This is a genomic window from Biostraticola tofi, assembly GCF_004343195.1.
Taxonomy (GTDB): Bacteria; Pseudomonadota; Gammaproteobacteria; order Enterobacterales; family Enterobacteriaceae; genus Biostraticola; species Biostraticola tofi.
Map to the genome: position 1 here is coordinate 633,180 of NZ_SMCR01000002.1, position 19,327 is coordinate 652,506.

Below are 19,327 nucleotides of genomic sequence, written 5' to 3' on the forward strand. Positions count from 1 at the left end.
CTATAGCAGCTTTTGCAAATGGCCATGACGGACGCCGCGTTGTGAAATGACATCATCCGACAATTCCTGGATATCAGCCATCCTGCCCTTCAGCACGGTGACTTCCAGGCAGTCATCATGATTGATATGCACGTGCAGAGTCGCCACCGATAAATCGTGCTGATGGTGCTGGGTGGAAACAATGCGGCTCGCGAGATCCCGTTTCTCATGCTCATAGACATAAGACAGTACCGCATAACCCTGCCGTTCGCTGCTCTGCTCGCTGGCCCGGACCAGTTGGTTACGCAGAATATCGCGAATGGCTTCGGAACGATTATGGTAGCCGCGTTGCTGGCTTAAATCGTCCAGGCTGGTCAACAGATCATCATCAAGGGTAATTGTTATGCGCTGCATGCAGTTAATACCTCGGTAGGGGGCGTGTGACGGCGAACCGGGAAAGGGGGAAGCACCGCCCTCTGCAATTGCTGCCCGGCAGAGGACCGGAAGGTCAACGGCGATTGCACGTTAACGGTTTCAACAATCTGCCCGTTCTCCATTACCATCACCCGCTGGCAGAAACGCTCGACCAGCCGCAGATCATGGGTAATAAACAGATAGGTGGTGTTGAACTGTTGCTGCAAGCGCTTAAGCAGTTCGATGATGCCGGCCTGTAACACCAGATCGAGATTGGATACCGCTTCATCCAGGATCAGTAATTTTGGCTCGACCACCAGTGCGCGGGCCAGGCAGACCCGCTGTAGCTGGCCGCCGCTAAGCTGGGGGGGGCGCTGCCTGAGCACGTCTTCATCCAGTTCAACCACTCGCAGCAGTTGGCAGATGCGGGCAAGCTGCTGTTGGCGCGACAAGTTCAGCAAATGGCGCATCGGTTCGCGAATAATGTCGTACACCGTTTGGCGCGGATTTACCGCGCCTATCGCGTCCTGAAATACCAGCTGGATATCGCGATGAAACGCAATACGGCCGGTTTTTTTCAGCGATGAAATGGCTACCCCTCGCCAGTGTATCTGCCCGGCCGCAGCGGATTCCAGTCCGACCAGCAAACGCGCCAGGGTACTCTTGCCGCACCCGCTGCGCCCCAGCAGGGCAACCGTTTCTCCTGCCTGCAGGGTAAACGTGATGCCGTTGAGCACTGGCGGCTGATGAAAGTAGCCATGGCTGAGTGCGTTGACGCTGAGTAAGCTCATCCGGGCAACTCCAGTCCATATAGCGCCAGATGGGCGCTCAGCAGATTCCGGGTCACCGGGTGCCGAGGAGAGGTAAAGATATCTTCTATGCAGGCATGTTCGACGATAGCACCCTGATGCATGACCGCAACATCATCCGCCAGGCGCGCGACCACGCCCATATCGTGGGTGACCAGCAGCATGCCGGGTGAACGGGTGGCCATTACGTTTTCCAGCAGATCGAGAATTTTGCCCTGGGCCACCATGTCCAGGTCGGTGGTCGGCTCATCGGCGATGATAAAGGGCGCATCGATAAGCAGGGCCAGCGCAATCATCATGCGCTGCAGCATGCCGCCGCTCATTTCAAACGGATAGAGCGACAGTATGCGCTCGGCATCTTCCAACCCGACGGCCTGTAACGCCGACAGCAGCATTGGCCGGTCGGCGGGTTTGTCGAGCGCCTTGCAGGTTTCATCAATATGCGCCGCCATGGTATGCAGCGGATTAAAGGCGCTGCGGGGATTCTGCATAATGGTCGCTATTTTGAAGCCCCGCAGTTGGTCGGGGCAAACGGTTTGGTCATCTGCCCGCACCTGGCCGGAGGTCTGATATACGCCGGCGGGCAGCACCCCCAGCAGAGCTGAGCAGGTCAGGGATTTACCGCTGCCGCTGCCGCCAACCAGCGCCAGTACCCGGCCTTTTCGCAGCGTAAGCGAGATATCCCTCACCAGCGGCTGTTTTGCCTGCAGGGTAATATGCTGCAGTTCAATCTGCTGCGGCATCAGTGGCTGTGCTCCATCGTCATATGAGGGTCAAGGTGATCGCGTAGTGCGTCACCGACCAGATTAAAGGCCATCACGCTCAGGAATAGCGCCATGCCGGGCCACAGCATCTGCAGTGGCTGGGTCCAGATATATTGCCTGGCGTCATTGATCATCACCCCCCACTCAGGAGTAGGGGCGGTAACGCCCAAGCCAAGGAAGGACATGCCCGCCACATGCAGCATCATATGGCCGATATCCAGCGTTGCCAGTACCACCAGCGACGGCACCACCGCGCCGGCAAGATGATCGAGGAAAATATGCCGATAGCCGGCACCGCTGAGCCTGGCTGCCAGCACAAATTCGCGCTGGCGCAGGGAGATAACCATACTGCGTACCATGCGCGCATACCAGGCCCAATGGGACAGGGCGATAGCAATCACCACATTGGTGAGACCGGTGCCCAATACCCCTACCATAAAAAAGGACAGGATCGAGGTGGGGAAGGTCATAAACAGATCGGCTATGCGCATCAGCCCCTGATCGACCCGGCCACCGATAAGTCCTGCCCCGCCGCCGATAGTCAATCCCAGCGCCAGCACCAGTATCAGGCAAACCATCACCGAACCGAGCGAGATGCGGGTAGCGGCCAGCAGCCGGCTGAGAATATCCCGTCCCAAGTGGTCAGTGCCAAGCCAGTGTTGGCTGTTGGGCGATAACAGGCGCTGCGGCAAATTGATCGCCTGCGGATCGTAGGGTAGCCACCAGTGGCTGGTGAAGGCAGTCATGATCAGCAGCGCAATAATGACCAGCGCCAGACGAACCGACCAGCGGGCTGAAAGGAAAAACCTCACTTATAGGCTCCTTCGTGGCGGCGAATACGCGGATCGAGCGCTACATTGAGCAGGTCCACCAGCAGATTGCACACGACAAATACGGTAACCATCATCAGGGTGAAACATTGTATTACCGGATAGTCGCGGTTAAAGATGGCCGAGACGGCATAGCGTCCGACGCCGGGCCAGGCAAAGATGCTCTCGATGATCATCGTGCCGCCAATCAGTTCACCGATATGCATTCCCAAGGCGGTCACCATCGGCAGGGCGGCATTGCGTAATATATGGCGCCGTTCAGTGTGTCGGTTATCAAGCCCACGTAAACGTGCCCAGGTTACATGCCGCTGCCCGGCGACTTCCAGCATGCTGGCCCGCAGCAGGCGCGCATTGATAGCCAGTGACATAAAGGCGATAGAGAACGCCGGCAGCAGAATGTGCCGCCAACTGCCATAGCCCAGGGCAGGCAGCCACTGCAGCCAGACCGAAAATACCATCACCAGCAGGAATGCCAGCCAGAAATTGGGCATTGAAACACCGAGAAAAGCGATCAGCCGCACTACAAAATCGGGCATCCGGTCGCGATGGCGCGCCGCCCAGATGCCTAACGGCACCGAGGTGAGTAAAATCAGCGCCAGTGCCGCTGCGGTCAACTGCAGCGTGGCGGGCAGAAACTGCAGCAAGTCTTCCAGCACCGGGCGCTGGGTGGCATAGGAGATGCCGAAGTCCAACTGCACGGCCTTAAACAGCCAGTGTCCGTACTGGACAATCAGGGGTTGATCGAGACCCAGCATGCTTCGCGTCGATGCAAGCATTGCCGGCGTCGGCGGCAGGCTGGACAGCCGCAAATAATCCATTGCCGGGTCACCGGCGCCCAGGCGCAGCATCAGGAATATTACCACCGACGCTACCAGCAGCATCGGCACCAGCAGCAGAATACGCCGCAGAATGTATCGCAGCATCAGCGGTTCACCGGTGTAATCAGTTCGAAGGGAATATCCGATGACAGCGGGGCAAAGGGGATAACGCCCAGTTCTCGGCGAGAGACCGATAACAGTGAAACGGTGCTGATAGGCAGATAAACCGCTTCGTTATGCAAACGGGTGAGCACCTCGCGATACAGCGTCTTACGCAGCGTTGGGTCGGTGGTTGTCAGGATCTGCTCGATTTTGCGGTCGATAAGCGCCTTATCCGCTAACCCCAGTTGCGCTTGATAATCGGCATGGGAGGGGACGCGCATGGAACTCAAAAAGGCCGGCGGATCGTAGGGCGCGCCCCAGGTGCGGTTGAAAATCATGCCGAAACGGCCATCTTTCTGCCGGGCATAGATGCTGCTCTCCTCTTCGCCGACCAGCGTGACCGCCACCCCCACCTGCAGCAGATTGGCCTGAATAATCTCGGCCATCGATTTACTCAGCGCATCGGTGCCGATAAAGGCCAGCTCTATCCGCAGCGCCTGGCCTGCCTTTTGACGTACCGATTCACCGGCAGGCAGCAGCCATCCCGCATTCTCGAGCAGGGTTCTGGCTTTGACCGGATCAAAAGAGCGCGCGGCAAGGCCAATGTCGGCGTAAGGCACTGTCGGGTCAAACAGGGTGTCGGCCACCTTCTGTGTTCCGTACAGCGCACTGGTTATAAGGGTAGGCTTGTCGACCGCATAATTAAGCGCTTCCCGCACTGCCTGCTCGTTGGTCGGCCAGCGTGCGGAGTTAAGCGCCAGCATGACCGTTTCCACCGGCTGCGAACGCTGGGTGCGGTACGCCGGATTGTGGCTGAAACGGTCAAAGGTATCCAGGGGTAACAGCCCTTCATCGCCATACAGCAGGTCGATATCGCCGGTTTCAAGGGCTACCGCGCGGCTGGTGGCATCCGGAATGACTTTGATAGTGATCTTCTTTACCCGCGGTTTATTCCCCCAGTAATGCTCGTTTCGCACCATGACGTCATACTGATTAAGCCGGGATTGCTGCAGTACCCACGGCCCGGTACCAATAGGGGCCAGGATACCGTTCATGGTCTCATGGCCTTTGAACTGCGATGGGGCAATGAAACGGAATGGCCGCGGCAGGGCGAGTTCCTGCAGGAACGGGTAGTAAGCGGTCTTCAGGGTAATCTGCAGTTGAGTAGGGCTGAGCGCTTTGACGTCCGTAATCTGGTTGGTCAGTTCAAGCCAGGCATGTCGCTGGCGATTGTCGAGCACGGCGTGAAAGTTCTGCTCCGCGGCCTGGGCGGTGAAGGGCTCCCCATTGGAAAAGGTGACATCATCGCGCAGGGTAAAAAGCCAGACCCTTCCGTCATCCGAGTGCTGCCATTTGACTGCCAGCCAGGGAATGACCGTCCCATCTGCCTGGTATTTCACCAAGGGTTCATACACCATGCTCTGGGCAAACATTTGGTTGGGGGTATAGAGATGAGGATTCAAAGGCCCGACGTTAACCGGCCAGGCAATACTCAGTTCTTCAGGTGCGGCGGCATTGGCCAGCAGGGGTATAACGGCGAGCAGTGCCAGCAGCGTTGTGCGCAGTATGAGCAAGTTTTTGATCTCTATGAGAAGAAGGTTCAATGAAGCGTGTGATCATTGTAATGAATTATCATACTATCGCATTGTTTCTGATCAATACCTTAAACCTAGGTATAACTTAACTGAATGATAGGTTGGGGAATGCGTAACGCGCAGGCGATCATCGCCTGACCCAGCGCCAGCCCGCCATCGCCGGCCGGGACCTGCTCAGGCAGCATTACTCGCAGCGGTGCCAGATGCAGACACAGCCGCTGGCGCAGCAGACGGTTATGCAGCACGCCGCCACTCACCGCCACCCACCGGATGCCATGTCGATCGGCAAACTGCCGGGCTAGCCGCGCAAAGCCTTTGGCTAGCGCATCGTGAAATGCCCAGGCCCGCTCAGGGGCTGGAGCTTGCCATAACAGCCACTGCCGCCAGAATACCGCCAGATCCAATCTATCTCCTTTCAGCGGTAACGTGACCGGATGATCAGCGGCCGCTGAGCGATGCGCCAGGGCTTCCAGCCGACAGGCGGCTTCACCCTCCCAGCGCTGTTGTTCAGGGGCGCAGCCCAGCAGGGCGGCGGCGGCATCAAACAGCCGCCCGCAGGAAGACGCCAGTGGCGCGTTGATGCCGGCCTGGACTGCCTTGAGCAATGGCTGCCAGGGACGGGCCAACAGATCGGCGCTCTGTGGCATGCCCTGCCAGTCAGGGACAAACCTGTCCAGGTGTGCGAGCAAGTTGCGCCACGGCTGGCGGGCGGCCAAATCCCCTCCCGGCAGGGCGACCGGCGGTAAGCCGCCCAGATGGCGACAGTGCCGGTAATCGACCAACAGGCATTCGCCTCCCCACCATTGGCCATCAGGTCCATAGCCAATGCCATCCAGCGCCAGGCCAATGACCGGTCCGGCATCCAGCGGCCACTGATGTTCCGCCAGGCAGGCAGCCAGATGGGCATGATGGTGCATGATATCGACTACCGGTAACGACTGGCGGTGGGCCCAGCGGTGGCAGACATAGCCCGGATGGGCATCGGTCGCCAGCAGCTCTGGACGGACGTGATAAAGATTACTGAACACCGCGATTGCCTGATGCCATTGCTGCTGGACGTCTTCCGCTTCCAGATCGCCGAAATGCTGGCTGAGGATCGCCTTGTTGCCCAGCAGTAGGCAAAAGGTATTTTTGCGATCGCCGCCGGTCGCCAGCAGCGGTTGCCGGGTGCTGAATCCCGGCGGCAGGGGAAATGCATCCGGCACGTAGCCTCTGGCGCGGCGCAGCATCTCCGGGTGGTCAGGATGCCAGCGCTGCAGTGAATCGTCAGCGCGCTGCACAATAGCCCGATCGTGCAGCAGCCAGAGATCGGCAATGCCGGCCAGTCCGGCCAGCGCTTGCTGATTGCTCAGTGCCGGGGCGCGCCCGCTGGCGTTACCGGAGGTCATCACCAGCGGACATCCGAGCCGCCGCATCAGCAGATGCTGCAGCGGATTAGCCGGCAGCATCACGCCGACCTCATCCAGCTGCGGGGCAATCTCCGGACACAATGGCGAGTCCGATCGATGGCTGACCAGGACGATCGGCGCGGCGGGCGATGCCAGCAAGGCGGCGAGTGGGTCCAGCTGCGGGCTGTTAGTGACTCGCGCCAGCCAATGACTGTCCGGCAGCATCACCGCCAGCGGTTTGCCCGGCCGACGCTTGCGTGCTCTGAGCCGGCGCACCGCCTCGCTGCGGGTCGCATCGCAGGCCAGATGAAAACCGCCAAGCCCTTTAATCGCCACGATGTGACCGGCGGCAATCGCAGCGGCCGCTTGCTCTAGCGCCATCTGGCCAACATGCTGCGTAATGCCATCGGCCTGGCAACTGGACAGTACCGGCCCGCATACCGGGCAGGCCACCGGCTGGGCATGAAAACGCCGGTCGGTGGGCGAGGCATATTCCTGGCCACAGGCGGGACAAAGCGGGAACGTCGCCATGCTGGTATTGGGTCGGTCGTAAGGCATGGCGCTGATAATGGTATAGCGGGGGCCGCAATGGGTACAGTTGATGAAAGGGTAGGCAAATCGGCGATTGCCAGGGTTGAACAGCTCGTCCAAACAATCCGGACAAGTGGCGGCGTCGGGCACGATCTGGGTGCTCATCCGCCCTGGTCGGCTGCTGAGAATAATGAAGTCCACGGGCGACCGCAGCCAGCTGAATGGCGTCAGACTGATGGAATCAATCTTGGCCAGCGCCGGCGCCTGTTGCCGGAGCCTGCCGAGGAATTCATCTATCCCGTCGGTAGCGGCCAGTTGTATTTCCACGCCGGCGCTGTTATTGCTGCAGTCGCCGCGCAACTGCAACTGCCCGGCTAATTGCCAGACAAAGGGCCTGAATCCGACACCCTGCACCTTACCGCTTATCGATATCAGGACACCGGGCTCAGCAAGCGGCTGTCCGGCGGGTAGCGCGATGCAGGGAACAGAATCTGTCATTATGCCTACTCCTTGGGTCATACGCCGACGGCCGGACTGATGGGCAAAGGCGGTACTGTTGACCCTGATGCCCGCCTGATGTGACAGGCATCAGACTGATAAGGCCAAGCCATCGTCCAGCCGGCTTTAGCTTGTCGAACACCCGGCAGTTATGCCAGATCTTCGGCTGCGCTGCGCAGACGGGCCTTCATATCACTGTAGCTTTGCTGGGCATAATTTTCGGCCCAGTGCTGATCGCTGATGGCTTCCAGTTTAACCGCGCAATATTTGGTTTCAGGCGTTTTGGATATGGGGTCCAGATTTTCCTGCGTCAGCTCGTTGCACGCCCCTATCCACCACTGATAAGTCATATACACCGCGCCTTTATTGATACGCTCATTAAAGTTGGCGCGCGAAATGACCTTACCCCGGCGGGATGACACCCACACCAGCTGTTGGTCACTGATGCCGAGCAGGTCGGCATCCTGCGGATGGATTTGGACAAAACCCGGTTCGTCGGCCAGCGTCTGCAGGGCGGCGCAGTTACCGGTCATTGATCGGCAGGAGTAGTGCCCGACTTCACGCACAGTACACAGCACCAGCGGGTAGGCGCTGTCAGGTACTTCTGCCGGCGCCCGCCAGGCGGTGGCAAACAACTGTCCTTTACCTGAGGGGGTGGTGAACCGGTTACCTTCATAAAGATAGGGGGTACCCGGATGATCAAGCGTCGGGCACGGCCACTGTATATGACCCAGTTCGCCCATTTTTTCGTAGGTGGCACCGTAAAACAGCGGACAGAGCTCGCGCATCTCGTCCCAGATTTGCTGGTTATCCTGGTAATGCATGGGATAGCCCAGTTCGGTGGCAAGCAGGCTGATGATTTCCCAGTCACGTTTCACATTATATTGAGGCTCGATAGCCTTTTCGAAGCGCTGGAAGCCACGGTCGGCGCAGGAGAATACGCCGCCGTGCTCTCCCCAGGAAGTGGCAGGCAGAATAACATCGGCCTGCTCAGCGGTTTTGGTCATAAAGATATCTTGCACCACGATAAAGTCCAGTGCCGCGAAGGCACCGCGGACCAAACTGAGATCGGCTTCGGTCTGCAGCGGGTCTTCTCCCATGATGTAGTAGGCCTTGACCTTGCCTTCATGCACCAGATGGGGAACTTCGGTAATACGATAACCGACTTCGCTGTCCATTTTGTCGGCATCGATACCCCAGGCAGCGGCGAATTTGGCGCGAACCTCTGGGTCGGTAACTGATTGATAACCCGGGAATTCGTTAGGCAGTACGCCCATATCGCAGGCGCCCTGAACATTGTTTTGCCCGCGGACCGGGCCAACGCCGACATTGGGACGTCCCAGATTGCCGGTCAACAGCGCCAGACTGGCCAACCCCTTGACCACATCGACCGCCTGGCCGAACTGCGTCACCCCCATGCCCCACATGATGGTGGCTGAAGGCGCGCTGGCATAGGTCCGCATCGCTTGCCGGATTTGCTGGGCGCTCACGCCGGTAAGCTCCTCTACCGCTTCGGGAGCAAAATCCGCCACTAGCTGGCGATAGGCTTCAAACCCCTGAGTGTATTTGGCCACATAATCGGTGTCGTAGAGATTTTCTTCAATCAGTACGTGGGCGAAGGCGTTAACCAATGCCATATTGCAGCCATTATTGATTTGCAAGTGCTGATCGGCAATGCGCGCGGTTTCGATCCGGCGCGGATCGCACACCACGATCTGGGCGCCTTTTTCTTTGGCTTTCAATACCCGGCGAGCGACGATCGGGTGGGAGTCGGCGCAGTTATAGCCAATGATCAGCAGGCACTTGGAGTTTTCGATATCGCCGATGGAGTTGCTCATCGCGCCATTGCCCAGGGTAGCCTGTAAACCGGCAACCGAAGGGCCGTGACAGACGCGGGCGCAGCAGTCGACATTATTATTGCCGATAACGGCCCGGGCGAATTTCTGCATCACGTAATTGGTTTCGTTGCCGGTGCCCCGTGATGAGCCGGTATGCATAATGGCGCGGGCGCCGTATTGCTGCTTGATCTCTTTCAGGCGACGGGCGGTATAGCTTATTGCTTCATCCCAGCTCACCGCCTCGAATTTGCCGCCCTTTTCACGGCGGATAAGCGGCTGGCTCAGACGCGGCGTCAACAGCTTGGTATCATTGAGAAAATCCCAGCCGTAATAACCTTTCAGGCACAATTCCCCCTGATTTGTGGCACCTTCGGCAGCTTCGGCACGAATAATGCGGCCATTATCGACCACCAGTTTCATTTTGCAGCCTGCACCGCAGTATGGGCAGACGGTAGTGATTTTATTCATCTGTGGGGTTCCTAAAACAGTGACGACATAGTGTCGAGCGCGGCGCGGCGGCGTTTCTCGGCGTTCATATCCTGCAGCAGGTTGCGGTCAACGCAATGCAACGCGTTGGTCGGGCAGACTGCCATACAGGCAGGGCCGTCGCTGCGCTGGTGGCACAGGTCGCATTTGTGTGCCTCCGCTTTATCAGTGCTGGCATAGAGCGCCGCGCCGTTTTGACGAATTACCGGACGGGTAATCACCTCCATGGCGCCGTAGGGGCAGGCCACTACGCAGGTTTTGCAGCCAATGCAGCGTTCCTGCATCACCAGCACCATACCGTTCTGGCGGACGATGGCGCCGTTGGGGCAGACGTTAGAGCAGGGCGCGTCTTCGCACTGCCGGCAGAGCACGGCGGTGCTGACGTTAACGCCCTTGATCACATGCAATCGCGGGGCGAAAGTGGCGGCGTTAAGCGCCGAAATATCCTGGGTTTCACTGTGCGCCATCACGCAGGCGATTTCACAGGTGCGACAGCCGATGCATTTTTTGGGATCGGCGATGATGAACCGGTTCATCAGTAACTCCTGGTAAGAAGGTCATGTTGTGCTGTTAGTCGTAACTTATACATAAAGCGTGCCAACAATTAATGCGTTAAAAATCATAATCTTGATCTAAGCGTGACGAGCGTCGTGGCATAAGTGACGAGCGGCTTTTCAGTCATTCGTCATCATCAGTCGCGGGTAACCGCCATCGGGCAGCCAATGCGCCATGCGGCGGTATAATCTGTCGACCGCCTGGGTGACCGCCGCGCTTACCGGGTAATAGAAGGCGACCGTCTCCGGCTGTATACCGATAAAGGTGATCTCAGGAATATCCGGACGCAGTTGATCGATAAGAAAACTGAGCGGCAGGTTGTGGGTCGTTGTGATAAACAGTTCGGCGATAGCCTCGGCGTCAATGACCCGGGTTTCGCCGGCGGCCAGCCCCATCTCGGTCGCATCGACGATCACCAGCCGGTCCGGACGCAGGTCGCGAATATGGCCGATATCGTTTTCCGGCGCCGCGCCGCCATCCACCACCGTCCAGTTCGCCGGCATCCCCTGCAGGCAGCGCTCCGCCAATAAAGGGCCGGCGCCGTCATCGCCCATCATGATGTTACCTACGCACAGCAACAGGTTAGCCATCTCTCCTCCTCACCATCAGGTAAATGGCCGGTTCATTTTCAATCAGCTGCAGCAGGTCTATCAGCCGCTGGCTCCAGGACTGTTGCTCATCGGTCAGCAGGGGGGCCGCCTTGCTGAGCGCTGTGGCCAGCAGATGGGTATGGGTACTGTCGATGCAGATTTCCCCGAAGCGCCCTAAGCCCTCCAGCTTGCGACGCGCGGCACCGCCGGACGGCAGTTGCGCTACCCAGCGGTTAAAGCCGTCCAGCGGGCATTCCAGCCGGGATTGCAGACAGTCGATGACGCCAAGGTGATGGCCTATCGCCAGGCTGTAATAAATCACTTCCTGGGCTTTGGGCGGCGCCTGTTTTTCCTGGACGAATTTGCGGCTCAGGGAATAAAACACCACTCGGGATGATCTGCTCATAGCCGCAGCTCTCCAGACGCTACCTGCTGGCAAATCGCCATCAGGTTACCGACGATTTCCGTCAGCCGGGGATCGCTTTGCTCGGCAAGATACTGGTCAATCCGTTGGCGCCGCGCCTCCATGGGGGCCTGCGCCATCAGATCCATAAACCTGTCGGCAATCTGGCGGCCATAGCGGTAGCCGGCCATCCGGCGGGCTTCCCGGTCCAGCAGCACGCGCAAGGGCTGGGGCAAGGCCGGATGTAACAAGGCAGCGGCTTCTTCGGGTGCCTGATGATGCTGTCGGGCAGAGATTTTCTGGGAAAGCAGCCCCAGGGCCAGGGCAAAACCGTAAAGGGTCGCCGCGGGAGTAGGCGGACATCCTGGGATATAGACATCCACCGGAACGATGCGATCGGTACCGCCCCACACGCAGTAGAGGTCATGGAAAATACCCCCGCTGTTGCCACAGGCGCCGTAGGAGATGCTGATTTTCGGGTCTGGCGCCGCCTGCCAGGCGCGAACGGCCGGGATCCGCATGGCACGGGTAACCGCGCCGGTAAACAGCAGAATATCGGCATGCCGCGGCGAAGGAACCAACTTGATACCAAAGCGTTCAGCATCGAACAGCGGAGAGATAGCGGCGAAAATTTCGATTTCACAGCCATTACAGCCACCGCAGTCAACGCGGTAGACATAGGCCGATCGGCCTATGTCTTGTAATAAGGCGGTTTTCAGGCGGCTAATACTTTCATCAACGCTAATCGGCACCGGCAGGCCATTCTGGTCTCGGGGTCCAATCGGTAGTGGGCTCATCGGTTCACCTCGCGGGTCAGATGACGGCCGATATCAATCCGGTCGGCCTGGGTAAGATTCTGCTGCTGCTTGCAGGCCGGGCAAGTTTCCAACTGGCGCTGGTAATACCCCTGCTGCTCACCGCTTATTTCCAGTAATGCCAGGGTGTAATCAATCTCTTTCTGCGCGGCATACGGCTTATGGCATTGTCGGCAGTAGCACAGCTTGAAGTCAGCCCGCTCAAACAGGTCCTCCTTACGCCAGACTGCCAGTTCGAATTGCCTTGATAGGCGGATAGCCGCGGTAGGGCAGACTTCTTCGCAACGGGCGCAGAAGATGCAGCGACCGAGAAACAGCTGCCAGCGGATGACGCCTTTTTCGCTATCGGTTGCCATTGTCAGTGCGTTTGACGGACAGGCATTGGCGCAGGCGCCGCAGGCGATGCATTGTTCAGGCTGATATTCCGGCTTGCCGCGAAAATTAGCATCTACCGGCAGGGGTTCAGCCGGATAAGCTACTGTCACTTTACCGGTGTTCAGCACTTTTCTAATGAATTTCAACATGATGTTGTTCTCTTAAAACGGCGCATTTCGGCGTTCGATGCCATAGCGTTCGATCTCCTTATAGGGCACCACCACTGACTTACGCTTGCGCACATCGACAATGGTCATGCGATCGGTACAGGAGTAGCAGGGATCGAGGCTGCCGATAATCAGCGGTGCGTCGGAGACGGTATTGCCGCGCAGCATATAGCGCAGGGTAGGCCAGTTGGCATAGGTAGCGGCACGGCAGCGCCAGCGGAACAGCTTCTGATTGTCGCCGGTCATGCTCCAGTGGATATCGTCGCCACGGGGCGCCTCAGCAAAACCCAGCGCAAAACGGTGCGGAATATAGCTAAAGCCTTCCACCGCCAATGGGCCGGCCGGCAGGTTCTGCAGACCAAACTCAATGATCGCCAGGGAGTTGAAGACTTCGTGGATACGCACCTTCAGGCGTGAATACACATCGCAGCCGTCTTCAACGCACAGTTCAACCGGCAGGCTGGCATAGCCGGCAAACGGATGATCCAGGCGGGTATCCCGGCGATGGCCACTGCCGCGGATCATCGGGCCGACATTGCTGTAATCCCGTGCGACCTGTGGATCCAGCCGGCCGACGCCGATACTGCGCTGCCCGGTATTCGGCGTGCTTAGAAGAATATCGACCAGGTCAGTCAGCTCGGCGCGCATACCGGCCGCCAACTGCAGCGTCTGAACAATGTCGTTTTTCAGCATGTCGCGACGAATGCCGCCAATCAGGTTCAGACCATAGGTTTTGCGGGCGCCGGTCAGGACTTCGGCGATCTTCATCGATTGTTCACGCACCCGGAAAAACTGCATGAAGCCAGAATCAAAGCCGACAAAATGGCAGGCCAGCCCGAGGTTAAGCAAATGACTGTGCAGCCGCTCCACCTCCAGCAGAATGGATCGAATCATCTGAGCCCGTTCCGGCACCGCGATCCCCATGGCGTTTTCCACAGAACTGGTATAAGCCACGCTATGGGTAAAGCCGCAAATGCCGCATACCCGATCGGACAGGAAGGTCACCTCGTTATAACCCATCCGGGTCTCAGCCAGTTTCTCCATGCCCCGATGGACATAGAACAAACGGTAGTCGGCATCGATAATATCTTCGCCATCGACAAACAGGCGAAAGTGGCCCGGTTCATCCGAGGTGACATGCAATGGGCCTATCGGCACCACCCCGGCCTCACTGCCGGCCTCGCTGATAAAGGGATAGGTTTCCACGTCGGTGGTGGGTGCCGGACGCTGGCGGTAATCCATCGCATCTTTACGCAATGGGTAGAGTTCATCCGGCCAATCGTCGGGCAGCACCAGGCGCCGTTGGTCAGGCAGGCCCACTGGCCGCAGGCCGTACATGTCCCGCACTTCGCGCTCGCCCCACACCGCCGCCGGCACCCGTGGTGTGACCGAGGGAAACTCCAGCGTGTCGGCATCGACCTCGACCCGCACCGTTATCCAGCATTTAACGCCTTGCTCCATCGACAGCACATAATACAGGCCATAGTGGCCGCACAGCGTCCGCTCGTCATTGCCGAACAGCACCGACAGCCAGCCGCCCTGCTGATAGTAAAGCCAAGCGACCACTTCCGGCAGATCATTGATTTTAATGGTGACGGTCAGCTGATCGCGAGTCTGCCATTCCGCCTTCAGCACGGTAGCCGGAAACTGCTGGTTCAGCGCTGCCAGATAATGCTGGCCAATATGTTCGTTACTCATGAATTGCCTCTGTTATTGATCAACTGACAACCAGCCAGGACACCAGCGCCAGGAAAGCCAGGCCGAATCCAGCCCAGGTAGTGCGAGCGGCGTTGAGGAATCTCAGGCGGGCTACGCTGTTTTCAATCAGCGCAATCAGCCCGATGGCGCAAACGAGTTTCAACAGACTCAGTCCCAGAGCCAGCACCAGCGCCGGCACGGTAAGCTCCGTGGCTTGCCCCCAGGGAATAAACACGCCGAGGAACAGCTGCAGCACCACCAACTGTTTCAGGCTGATGCCCCATTTGAGGATACCCAGCCCTGCACCGCTGTATTCTGTCAGCGGCCCTTCCTGCAGTTCCTGCTCGGCTTCAGCCAGATCAAAAGGCAGTTTGCCCATCTCGATATAGGTAGCGAAGGCGCAGGCCAGCCAGGCGAACAGCAGCGGCAGCCAGTCATACAGCGGCCATGAGACAATGCTGTGCGTTATGGCGGTTAACTGCAGTGAACCGGCGACCAGCCCGGCCACCCACAGGCCCAGCATCAGAATCGGTTCCACCAGGATGCCCATGATCGCTTCCCGGCTGGCGCCGATAGCGGTAAAGGTGCTGCCGGTATCCAGACCGGCGATAACAAAAACAAAACGAACCACCGCGAACAGATAAATCAGCGTAATCACATCGCCAATCGCCGGCAGCGGTGAGGCTTGCATCAGCATCGGCAAGGCGCAGGCGATAGTCAGCAGGGCACCGGTAAGCAGGTACGGCATACTGACGAATACCCAGCCGGCTGCCGCCGGCGCCACACTCTGGCGCTTGAGCAGTTTGACGATATCGCGGTATTCCTGCAGAACACCCGCGCCCTGGCGGCAGTGAAGCCTGGCGCGCAACAGGCGGCTCAAGCCGGCAAAAAACGGCGAAACCGCCAGTAAGATGACAGCCTGCACCAGGCCTGCCAGTAAAGTGGGATAGGTCATCAGAATCTCCTCAGGCCAGTGCCACAACCAGCAGCACCGCCAATTCTACGGCAGCCAGGCCATGGCAGAAGGTGGTTACCGCCTGGCGATGCAGCAAGGTATTGATGCCCGAAGGCATCAACCAGCGACGCAACTGGTAAAGGGGGGCGAACAGTACCCGCAACGGTTGGGCAAAGCCGGTGGCGGTCACCACCATCGAGGCTTCATGGCCGTAGCCGCAGGCCCAGGCGCTGCCCCGTAACCGTGGAGGCAGCCGTTTGCGGCGATAAACCGCGGCTATCAGCAACGGCAGCAGCGGCATGGAGAGCAACAGCAGGGCAATCAGCGGCGCTGATACCAGGCCGATCGGTGCCGCCGAGGGATATCCCGTGAGCTCGGCGGCGGTGGCGGCAAACAACGGAATCAGCCACGGTGCCCCTATGCCGCATAACAGGCAGAGTATGGCCGGCAGCAGTGCGCTCAGGGTAACCAGTCGATGGGCCGGACGGGCGCCGAGTGCGGCCTCAGTGCGTGGCGCGCCCAGGCAGCAAACGCCGAATACTTTGCTGATGCACATCAGCGCCAGCGCACCGGTGATGGCCAGAACCACCGCCAGCAGCGGGCCGAGCAAATGTAAAACAAATCCCGGCCCGGTACCGAGGGTAAATAGCCCCTGGTAAATAAGCCATTCGCTGGCAAAACCATTCAGCGGCGGCAATGCCGCCATAGCAATAAGACCGGTCAGCAACGCGCCGGCGGTCCAAGGCATCAACCGCGCCAGTCCGCCCATTTTTTCCAGGTCCTTGAGCCCGGTCTGCTGTTCTATAGCGCCGGCCGCGAGCAGCAACGCCCCTTTGAACAGGCTATGGTTAAACAGATGGAACAAACCGCCGGTCAGCGCCAGCATAGCCAGCAGCGGCATCTGAAGCGTAATGCCGACCATTGCCCCGCCGATACCCAGCAGGATAATGCCGACGTTTTCCAGGGAGTGATAGGCCAACAAACGGCGCAGATCATGTTCCATCAATGCGTAAAGCCCACCGAAGAATGCAGTGCCGGCCGCCAGTATCAGCACCAGCAGCCCCCACCAAAGCGACGGTGTCCCCAGCACATCCAGACTGATCCTGAGAATGCCCAGCAAACCGATTTTCAGCTGCACCGATGAAAAAAGCATCGCCACCGATGCCGGCGCACTGCCATGGGATGACGGTGCCCAACCGTGCAACGGCATGATGCCGGCAACAATGCCAAAACCGCCGAGCGCCAGCAAAAACACCGCGTTACGCAAGGCGTCGGGCAACTGAGCGGTGCGAATTACGCTGAACTGCAGGCTGTGCAGATGAAGATAAAGCAGACTGAAAGCGGCTATCAGCAGCAGGGTCGCCAGGCGTGCCAGCAGGAACTGGCTATGGCCGGCGGCCTGGCTTTTAGCCTCACCCGGCTGCACCACCAGGAAATAGCCGGCCAGAGCGGACAGTTCGAGCATCAGCGTCAGGGTGACGGCATTATCCGCCATCACCGCCGCACTGAGCGCCGCCAGCATCAGATGACTCAGACTGGCGATGCGCGCGCGTCGGCGGGCGGCAACCGTCGCCAGCCATCCCCAGTGATAAAGCCCCAGCCACAGCGCGCTGACGGCAACCACCAGCAGCAGCAGTGCATTCAGCCCGCTTTGCTCAACGCCAAGGCCAAGCCAGGGCAGGGAAGCGTGCTGCGGAACAGTAAAACGCATTTGCCATGCCGCAATCAGGCTGGCAAGGGCGGCAATAACGGTGCCTGCGCCGGTCCAGGCGCAGACCCGCGGCCAGGGCGACAGCAGTATCCCCAATACGGCCAGCAGCAGATATCCTGTCAGCGATATTGTCAGCAGCTGCAGTGGATCGGTAAACAGCGGGTTCATAATGAGCGTTGCTCCTTATGGGTTTCTAACGGGCGGACAAAAGGGAGATCGCTGGCAAGGGCCTGCATGGCGCTGCGCCTTTTCTGTTCACTGGCGGCACGGACATCCTCAGCGCTCACCAAACGTATAGCCTGGGTCGGACAGGTGCGTACGCAGGCCGGGCCTTCGCTGCCCGCCGCACACAAGTCGCACTTCACCGCCACGGCGCGTACCCCCGGCTGAAAGTCCAGTAACGGACTGACCGGGCGCGGAGCGACGGGGGCCGGCAGCGCCAGCGGAGTATTGCAGTTTGCCGGAACAGCCAACGGCCGACTGCCTTCAAAGCCGATTGCTCCGAACGGGCAGGCAATAGCGCACAGTTTGCAACTGACGCACAGGCTTTCATTAAGGACGATGGCATTGTCCTGATGACGAATAGCATTTACCGGACACACTTTGGCGCAGGGGGCGTCATCGCATTGGCGGCAGGTAACCGGCGCTGAATCCCGGGCATTGCGCATGACCCGCAGCCTGGGCATCGCCTGTAAACCCAGTTGACGGTGCTCCTCGGCGCAACTGGCCATACAGGTATTGCAGCCAATGCATAATTTGGGATCCGCGATAATAAAGCGGTTCATTGATGCTCCTCGTTATTTCGTCATTTTTGACGAAATCGGCATTTAACGGATTATTTCGACACTTGAGACCGTCAGAGAAATAATCGGCTTAGCGATTAAGAATTATTTTTTCTAATTCTTTATGTGCCGAATGATTGTCATGCATCGAATTAAACAGGCACTGATAAATGACTGAAATTTTCATCAGGTAATGTTCAGTTACCGCCTGCGTATCCCGGTTATTGACGCTGCCGTCTATAGTGCCGTTTTCATCCAGGGTGGCGTGGGCAAAGGGCAGCAACCGTTCTGCTTGATCGGGCGTGGCGACATTTATGCAGTAGCAGATATCACGGCTGTAAAAATCATCATTCAGTTGGATGCGAATCATAAAATGATCAAAAAGAAGAAAGCGCGCATCGTGATTGTGACCGCATATAAGTTCATGATTATGAATTATTTTTGAGTGGGTAATTCCATTTATTAATGTGCGGTGATATGCCTGCCACTGGGCTGACAGGCGGCTTCTCTGGGCGGCGATATAATCGGCCTGGCTGGTTACTTCATTTATCGTGCTCATAGTGGTTACCCGATTTTGATTATGTATTAGGTCAATGCTGACAATATGACATTGGATAGGGCTATATGGCATAAAACGTGCCAGTGTCGCGGATAATATTTATTTCTATTAAATTCAAGCAGCAGCGTTAAATACTCGCCTGGGCTAAGACAGAGACAGGATAAATTCTGGTGTCGATGACGATGACGACCGACAAATATGTCACTGACCCTGTGGCGATTTATTTCACGCCTCTATCGGCTTGCTGGATGGCTTGGCATTCAAATTGCAACCTTCAAGAAATGACGCGTTTTTGACGACCGGGAGAACCTGATGCATGAAATAACGCTTTGCCAGCATGCGCTGGACATTATGCTGCAACATGCCGTCAGGCAGCAGGCGCAACGGATCAGGGCCGTATGGTTGGAAATCGGCGCTTTTTCCTGTGTTGAGGCCGAAGCGCTGCGATTTTGCTTTGATGTAGTGTGCCGCGACACCCTGGCTCAGGGTTGCCAACTGCATATTGATCAGCAGCAGGCCCATTGCTGGTGTCATGACTGCCAGCGGGAGGTAGAACTGCTGGCAATCAAAGTGGTGCTCTGCCCGCTTTGCGGCAGTCGTAATCTGCAGGTTGATGCTGATGACGGTATGACGATAAAACGCATGGAAATTGAATAACGTTTAAG

19 protein-coding genes are annotated in these 19,327 nt (G+C 58.1%); 1 reads left to right on the plus strand and 18 read right to left on the minus strand.

Annotated elements, in window-relative coordinates; genetic code table 11:
• The 18 genes from nikR to EDC52_RS07135 all read right to left on the minus strand — a co-directional run bounded on the left by nikR (nt 1) and on the right by EDC52_RS07135 (nt 18,734).
• Entirely contained in the window at nt 1-393 is a 393-nt protein-coding gene (nikR, locus tag EDC52_RS07050; RefSeq protein WP_131864605.1) for a nickel-responsive transcriptional regulator NikR, read from the minus strand.
• Nucleotides 381-1,184: a nickel import ATP-binding protein NikE gene (nikE, locus tag EDC52_RS07055; RefSeq protein WP_131864606.1), complete on the minus strand. Its 804-nt coding sequence runs from the start codon at nt 1,182-1,184 to the stop codon at nt 381-383. Before nikE ends, nikR begins: the two co-directional genes overlap by 13 nt.
• Nucleotides 1,181-1,945, minus strand: coding sequence for a nickel import ATP-binding protein NikD (gene nikD, locus EDC52_RS07060; RefSeq protein ID WP_131864607.1), 765 nt, complete (start codon nt 1,943-1,945; stop codon nt 1,181-1,183). Before nikD ends, nikE begins: the two co-directional genes overlap by 4 nt.
• Nucleotides 1,945-2,778 carry a nickel ABC transporter permease subunit NikC gene (nikC, locus tag EDC52_RS07065; RefSeq protein WP_131864608.1) on the minus strand — a complete coding sequence of 278 codons (834 nt, stop codon included), beginning with the start codon at nt 2,776-2,778 and terminating at the stop codon, nt 1,945-1,947. The genes nikD and nikC overlap by 1 nt, the downstream gene beginning before the upstream one ends.
• Nucleotides 2,775-3,719 carry a nickel ABC transporter permease subunit NikB gene (gene nikB, locus EDC52_RS07070; protein ID WP_131864609.1) on the minus strand — a complete coding sequence of 315 codons (945 nt, stop codon included), beginning with the start codon at nt 3,717-3,719 and terminating at the stop codon, nt 2,775-2,777. The genes nikC and nikB overlap by 4 nt, the downstream gene beginning before the upstream one ends.
• Nucleotides 3,719-5,290: a nickel ABC transporter substrate-binding protein gene (nikA, locus tag EDC52_RS07075; RefSeq protein WP_131864610.1), complete on the minus strand. Its 1,572-nt coding sequence runs from the start codon at nt 5,288-5,290 to the stop codon at nt 3,719-3,721. Before nikA ends, nikB begins: the two co-directional genes overlap by 1 nt.
• A 95-nt stretch (nt 5,291-5,385) precedes the next feature.
• The gene (hypF, locus tag EDC52_RS07080) at nt 5,386-7,728 is read right to left on the minus strand and encodes a carbamoyltransferase HypF (protein WP_131864611.1); all 2,343 of its coding nucleotides are present in this window, start codon (nt 7,726-7,728) and stop codon (nt 5,386-5,388) included.
• Between the two features lie 149 nt (nt 7,729-7,877).
• The gene (gene fdhF, locus EDC52_RS07085) at nt 7,878-10,034 is read right to left on the minus strand and encodes a formate dehydrogenase subunit alpha (protein WP_131864612.1); all 2,157 of its coding nucleotides are present in this window, start codon (nt 10,032-10,034) and stop codon (nt 7,878-7,880) included.
• 11 nt (nt 10,035-10,045) lie between these two features.
• Nucleotides 10,046-10,588 carry an electron transport protein HydN gene (hydN, locus tag EDC52_RS07090; protein ID WP_131864613.1) on the minus strand — a complete coding sequence of 181 codons (543 nt, stop codon included), beginning with the start codon at nt 10,586-10,588 and terminating at the stop codon, nt 10,046-10,048.
• Between the two features lie 138 nt (nt 10,589-10,726).
• Nucleotides 10,727-11,197 carry a hydrogenase maturation peptidase HycI gene (hycI, locus tag EDC52_RS07095; protein ID WP_131864614.1) on the minus strand — a complete coding sequence of 157 codons (471 nt, stop codon included), beginning with the start codon at nt 11,195-11,197 and terminating at the stop codon, nt 10,727-10,729.
• Nucleotides 11,190-11,603: a formate hydrogenlyase maturation HycH family protein gene (locus tag EDC52_RS07100; RefSeq protein WP_131864615.1), complete on the minus strand. Its 414-nt coding sequence runs from the start codon at nt 11,601-11,603 to the stop codon at nt 11,190-11,192. The genes hycI and EDC52_RS07100 overlap by 8 nt, the downstream gene beginning before the upstream one ends.
• Entirely contained in the window at nt 11,600-12,397 is a 798-nt protein-coding gene (locus EDC52_RS07105) for an NADH-quinone oxidoreductase subunit B family protein (RefSeq protein ID WP_131864616.1), read from the minus strand. The genes EDC52_RS07100 and EDC52_RS07105 overlap by 4 nt, the downstream gene beginning before the upstream one ends.
• Nucleotides 12,394-12,939, minus strand: a complete 546-nt coding sequence (locus EDC52_RS07110; protein WP_131864617.1) for a formate hydrogenlyase complex iron-sulfur subunit — start codon at nt 12,937-12,939, stop codon at nt 12,394-12,396. Before EDC52_RS07110 ends, EDC52_RS07105 begins: the two co-directional genes overlap by 4 nt.
• Nucleotides 12,940-12,951: 12 nt before the next feature.
• Nucleotides 12,952-14,655: a hydrogenase large subunit gene (locus tag EDC52_RS07115; RefSeq protein WP_131864618.1), complete on the minus strand. Its 1,704-nt coding sequence runs from the start codon at nt 14,653-14,655 to the stop codon at nt 12,952-12,954.
• Nucleotides 14,656-14,674: 19 nt separating this feature from the next.
• The gene (locus EDC52_RS07120) at nt 14,675-15,610 is read right to left on the minus strand and encodes a respiratory chain complex I subunit 1 family protein (RefSeq protein WP_131864619.1); all 936 of its coding nucleotides are present in this window, start codon (nt 15,608-15,610) and stop codon (nt 14,675-14,677) included.
• 10 nt (nt 15,611-15,620) lie between these two features.
• Nucleotides 15,621-17,489 carry a proton-conducting transporter transmembrane domain-containing protein gene (locus EDC52_RS07125; RefSeq protein WP_131864620.1) on the minus strand — a complete coding sequence of 623 codons (1,869 nt, stop codon included), beginning with the start codon at nt 17,487-17,489 and terminating at the stop codon, nt 15,621-15,623.
• Entirely contained in the window at nt 17,486-18,106 is a 621-nt protein-coding gene (locus EDC52_RS07130; RefSeq protein WP_131864621.1) for a 4Fe-4S dicluster domain-containing protein, read from the minus strand. The genes EDC52_RS07125 and EDC52_RS07130 overlap by 4 nt, the downstream gene beginning before the upstream one ends.
• Before the next feature lie 88 nt (nt 18,107-18,194).
• On the minus strand, nt 18,195-18,734 hold the full coding sequence (locus EDC52_RS07135; RefSeq protein WP_230467970.1) for a formate hydrogenlyase regulator HycA: 540 nt from the start codon (nt 18,732-18,734) through the stop codon (nt 18,195-18,197).
• A 240-nt stretch (nt 18,735-18,974) separates the two neighbouring features.
• Here EDC52_RS07135 and hypA point away from each other — a divergent pair, with 240 nt between their 5' ends.
• The gene (gene hypA / locus EDC52_RS07140) at nt 18,975-19,319 is read left to right on the plus strand and encodes a hydrogenase maturation nickel metallochaperone HypA (protein ID WP_131864622.1); all 345 of its coding nucleotides are present in this window, start codon (nt 18,975-18,977) and stop codon (nt 19,317-19,319) included.
• Nucleotides 19,320-19,327: the final 8 nt, after the last annotated feature.

What these genes read in the sequence shown, in the direction of transcription:
- EDC52_RS07105 (WP_131864616.1), bottom strand. Translation starts at nt 12,397, where the DNA reads ATGAGCCCACTACCGATTGGACCCCGAGACCAGAATGGCCTGCCGGTG.
- EDC52_RS07135 (WP_230467970.1), bottom strand. Translation starts at nt 18,734, where the DNA reads ATGCCATATAGCCCTATCCAATGTCATATTGTCAGCATTGACCTAATA.
- hypA (WP_131864622.1), top strand. Translation starts at nt 18,975, where the DNA reads ATGCATGAAATAACGCTTTGCCAGCATGCGCTGGACATTATGCTGCAA.
- hycI (WP_131864614.1), bottom strand. Translation starts at nt 11,197, where the DNA reads ATGGCTAACCTGTTGCTGTGCGTAGGTAACATCATGATGGGCGATGAC.
- EDC52_RS07110 (WP_131864617.1), bottom strand. Translation starts at nt 12,939, where the DNA reads ATGTTGAAATTCATTAGAAAAGTGCTGAACACCGGTAAAGTGACAGTA.
- fdhF (WP_131864612.1), bottom strand. Translation starts at nt 10,034, where the DNA reads ATGAATAAAATCACTACCGTCTGCCCATACTGCGGTGCAGGCTGCAAA.
- EDC52_RS07115 (WP_131864618.1), bottom strand. Translation starts at nt 14,655, where the DNA reads ATGAGTAACGAACATATTGGCCAGCATTATCTGGCAGCGCTGAACCAG.
- EDC52_RS07130 (WP_131864621.1), bottom strand. Translation starts at nt 18,106, where the DNA reads ATGAACCGCTTTATTATCGCGGATCCCAAATTATGCATTGGCTGCAAT.
- EDC52_RS07100 (WP_131864615.1), bottom strand. Translation starts at nt 11,603, where the DNA reads ATGAGCAGATCATCCCGAGTGGTGTTTTATTCCCTGAGCCGCAAATTC.
- EDC52_RS07120 (WP_131864619.1), bottom strand. Translation starts at nt 15,610, where the DNA reads ATGACCTATCCCACTTTACTGGCAGGCCTGGTGCAGGCTGTCATCTTA.
- nikE (WP_131864606.1), bottom strand. Translation starts at nt 1,184, where the DNA reads ATGAGCTTACTCAGCGTCAACGCACTCAGCCATGGCTACTTTCATCAG.
- hydN (WP_131864613.1), bottom strand. Translation starts at nt 10,588, where the DNA reads ATGAACCGGTTCATCATCGCCGATCCCAAAAAATGCATCGGCTGTCGC.
- nikD (WP_131864607.1), bottom strand. Translation starts at nt 1,945, where the DNA reads ATGCCGCAGCAGATTGAACTGCAGCATATTACCCTGCAGGCAAAACAG.
- hypF (WP_131864611.1), bottom strand. Translation starts at nt 7,728, where the DNA reads ATGACAGATTCTGTTCCCTGCATCGCGCTACCCGCCGGACAGCCGCTT.
- nikB (WP_131864609.1), bottom strand. Translation starts at nt 3,719, where the DNA reads ATGCTGCGATACATTCTGCGGCGTATTCTGCTGCTGGTGCCGATGCTG.
- EDC52_RS07125 (WP_131864620.1), bottom strand. Translation starts at nt 17,489, where the DNA reads ATGAACCCGCTGTTTACCGATCCACTGCAGCTGCTGACAATATCGCTG.
- nikR (WP_131864605.1), bottom strand. Translation starts at nt 393, where the DNA reads ATGCAGCGCATAACAATTACCCTTGATGATGATCTGTTGACCAGCCTG.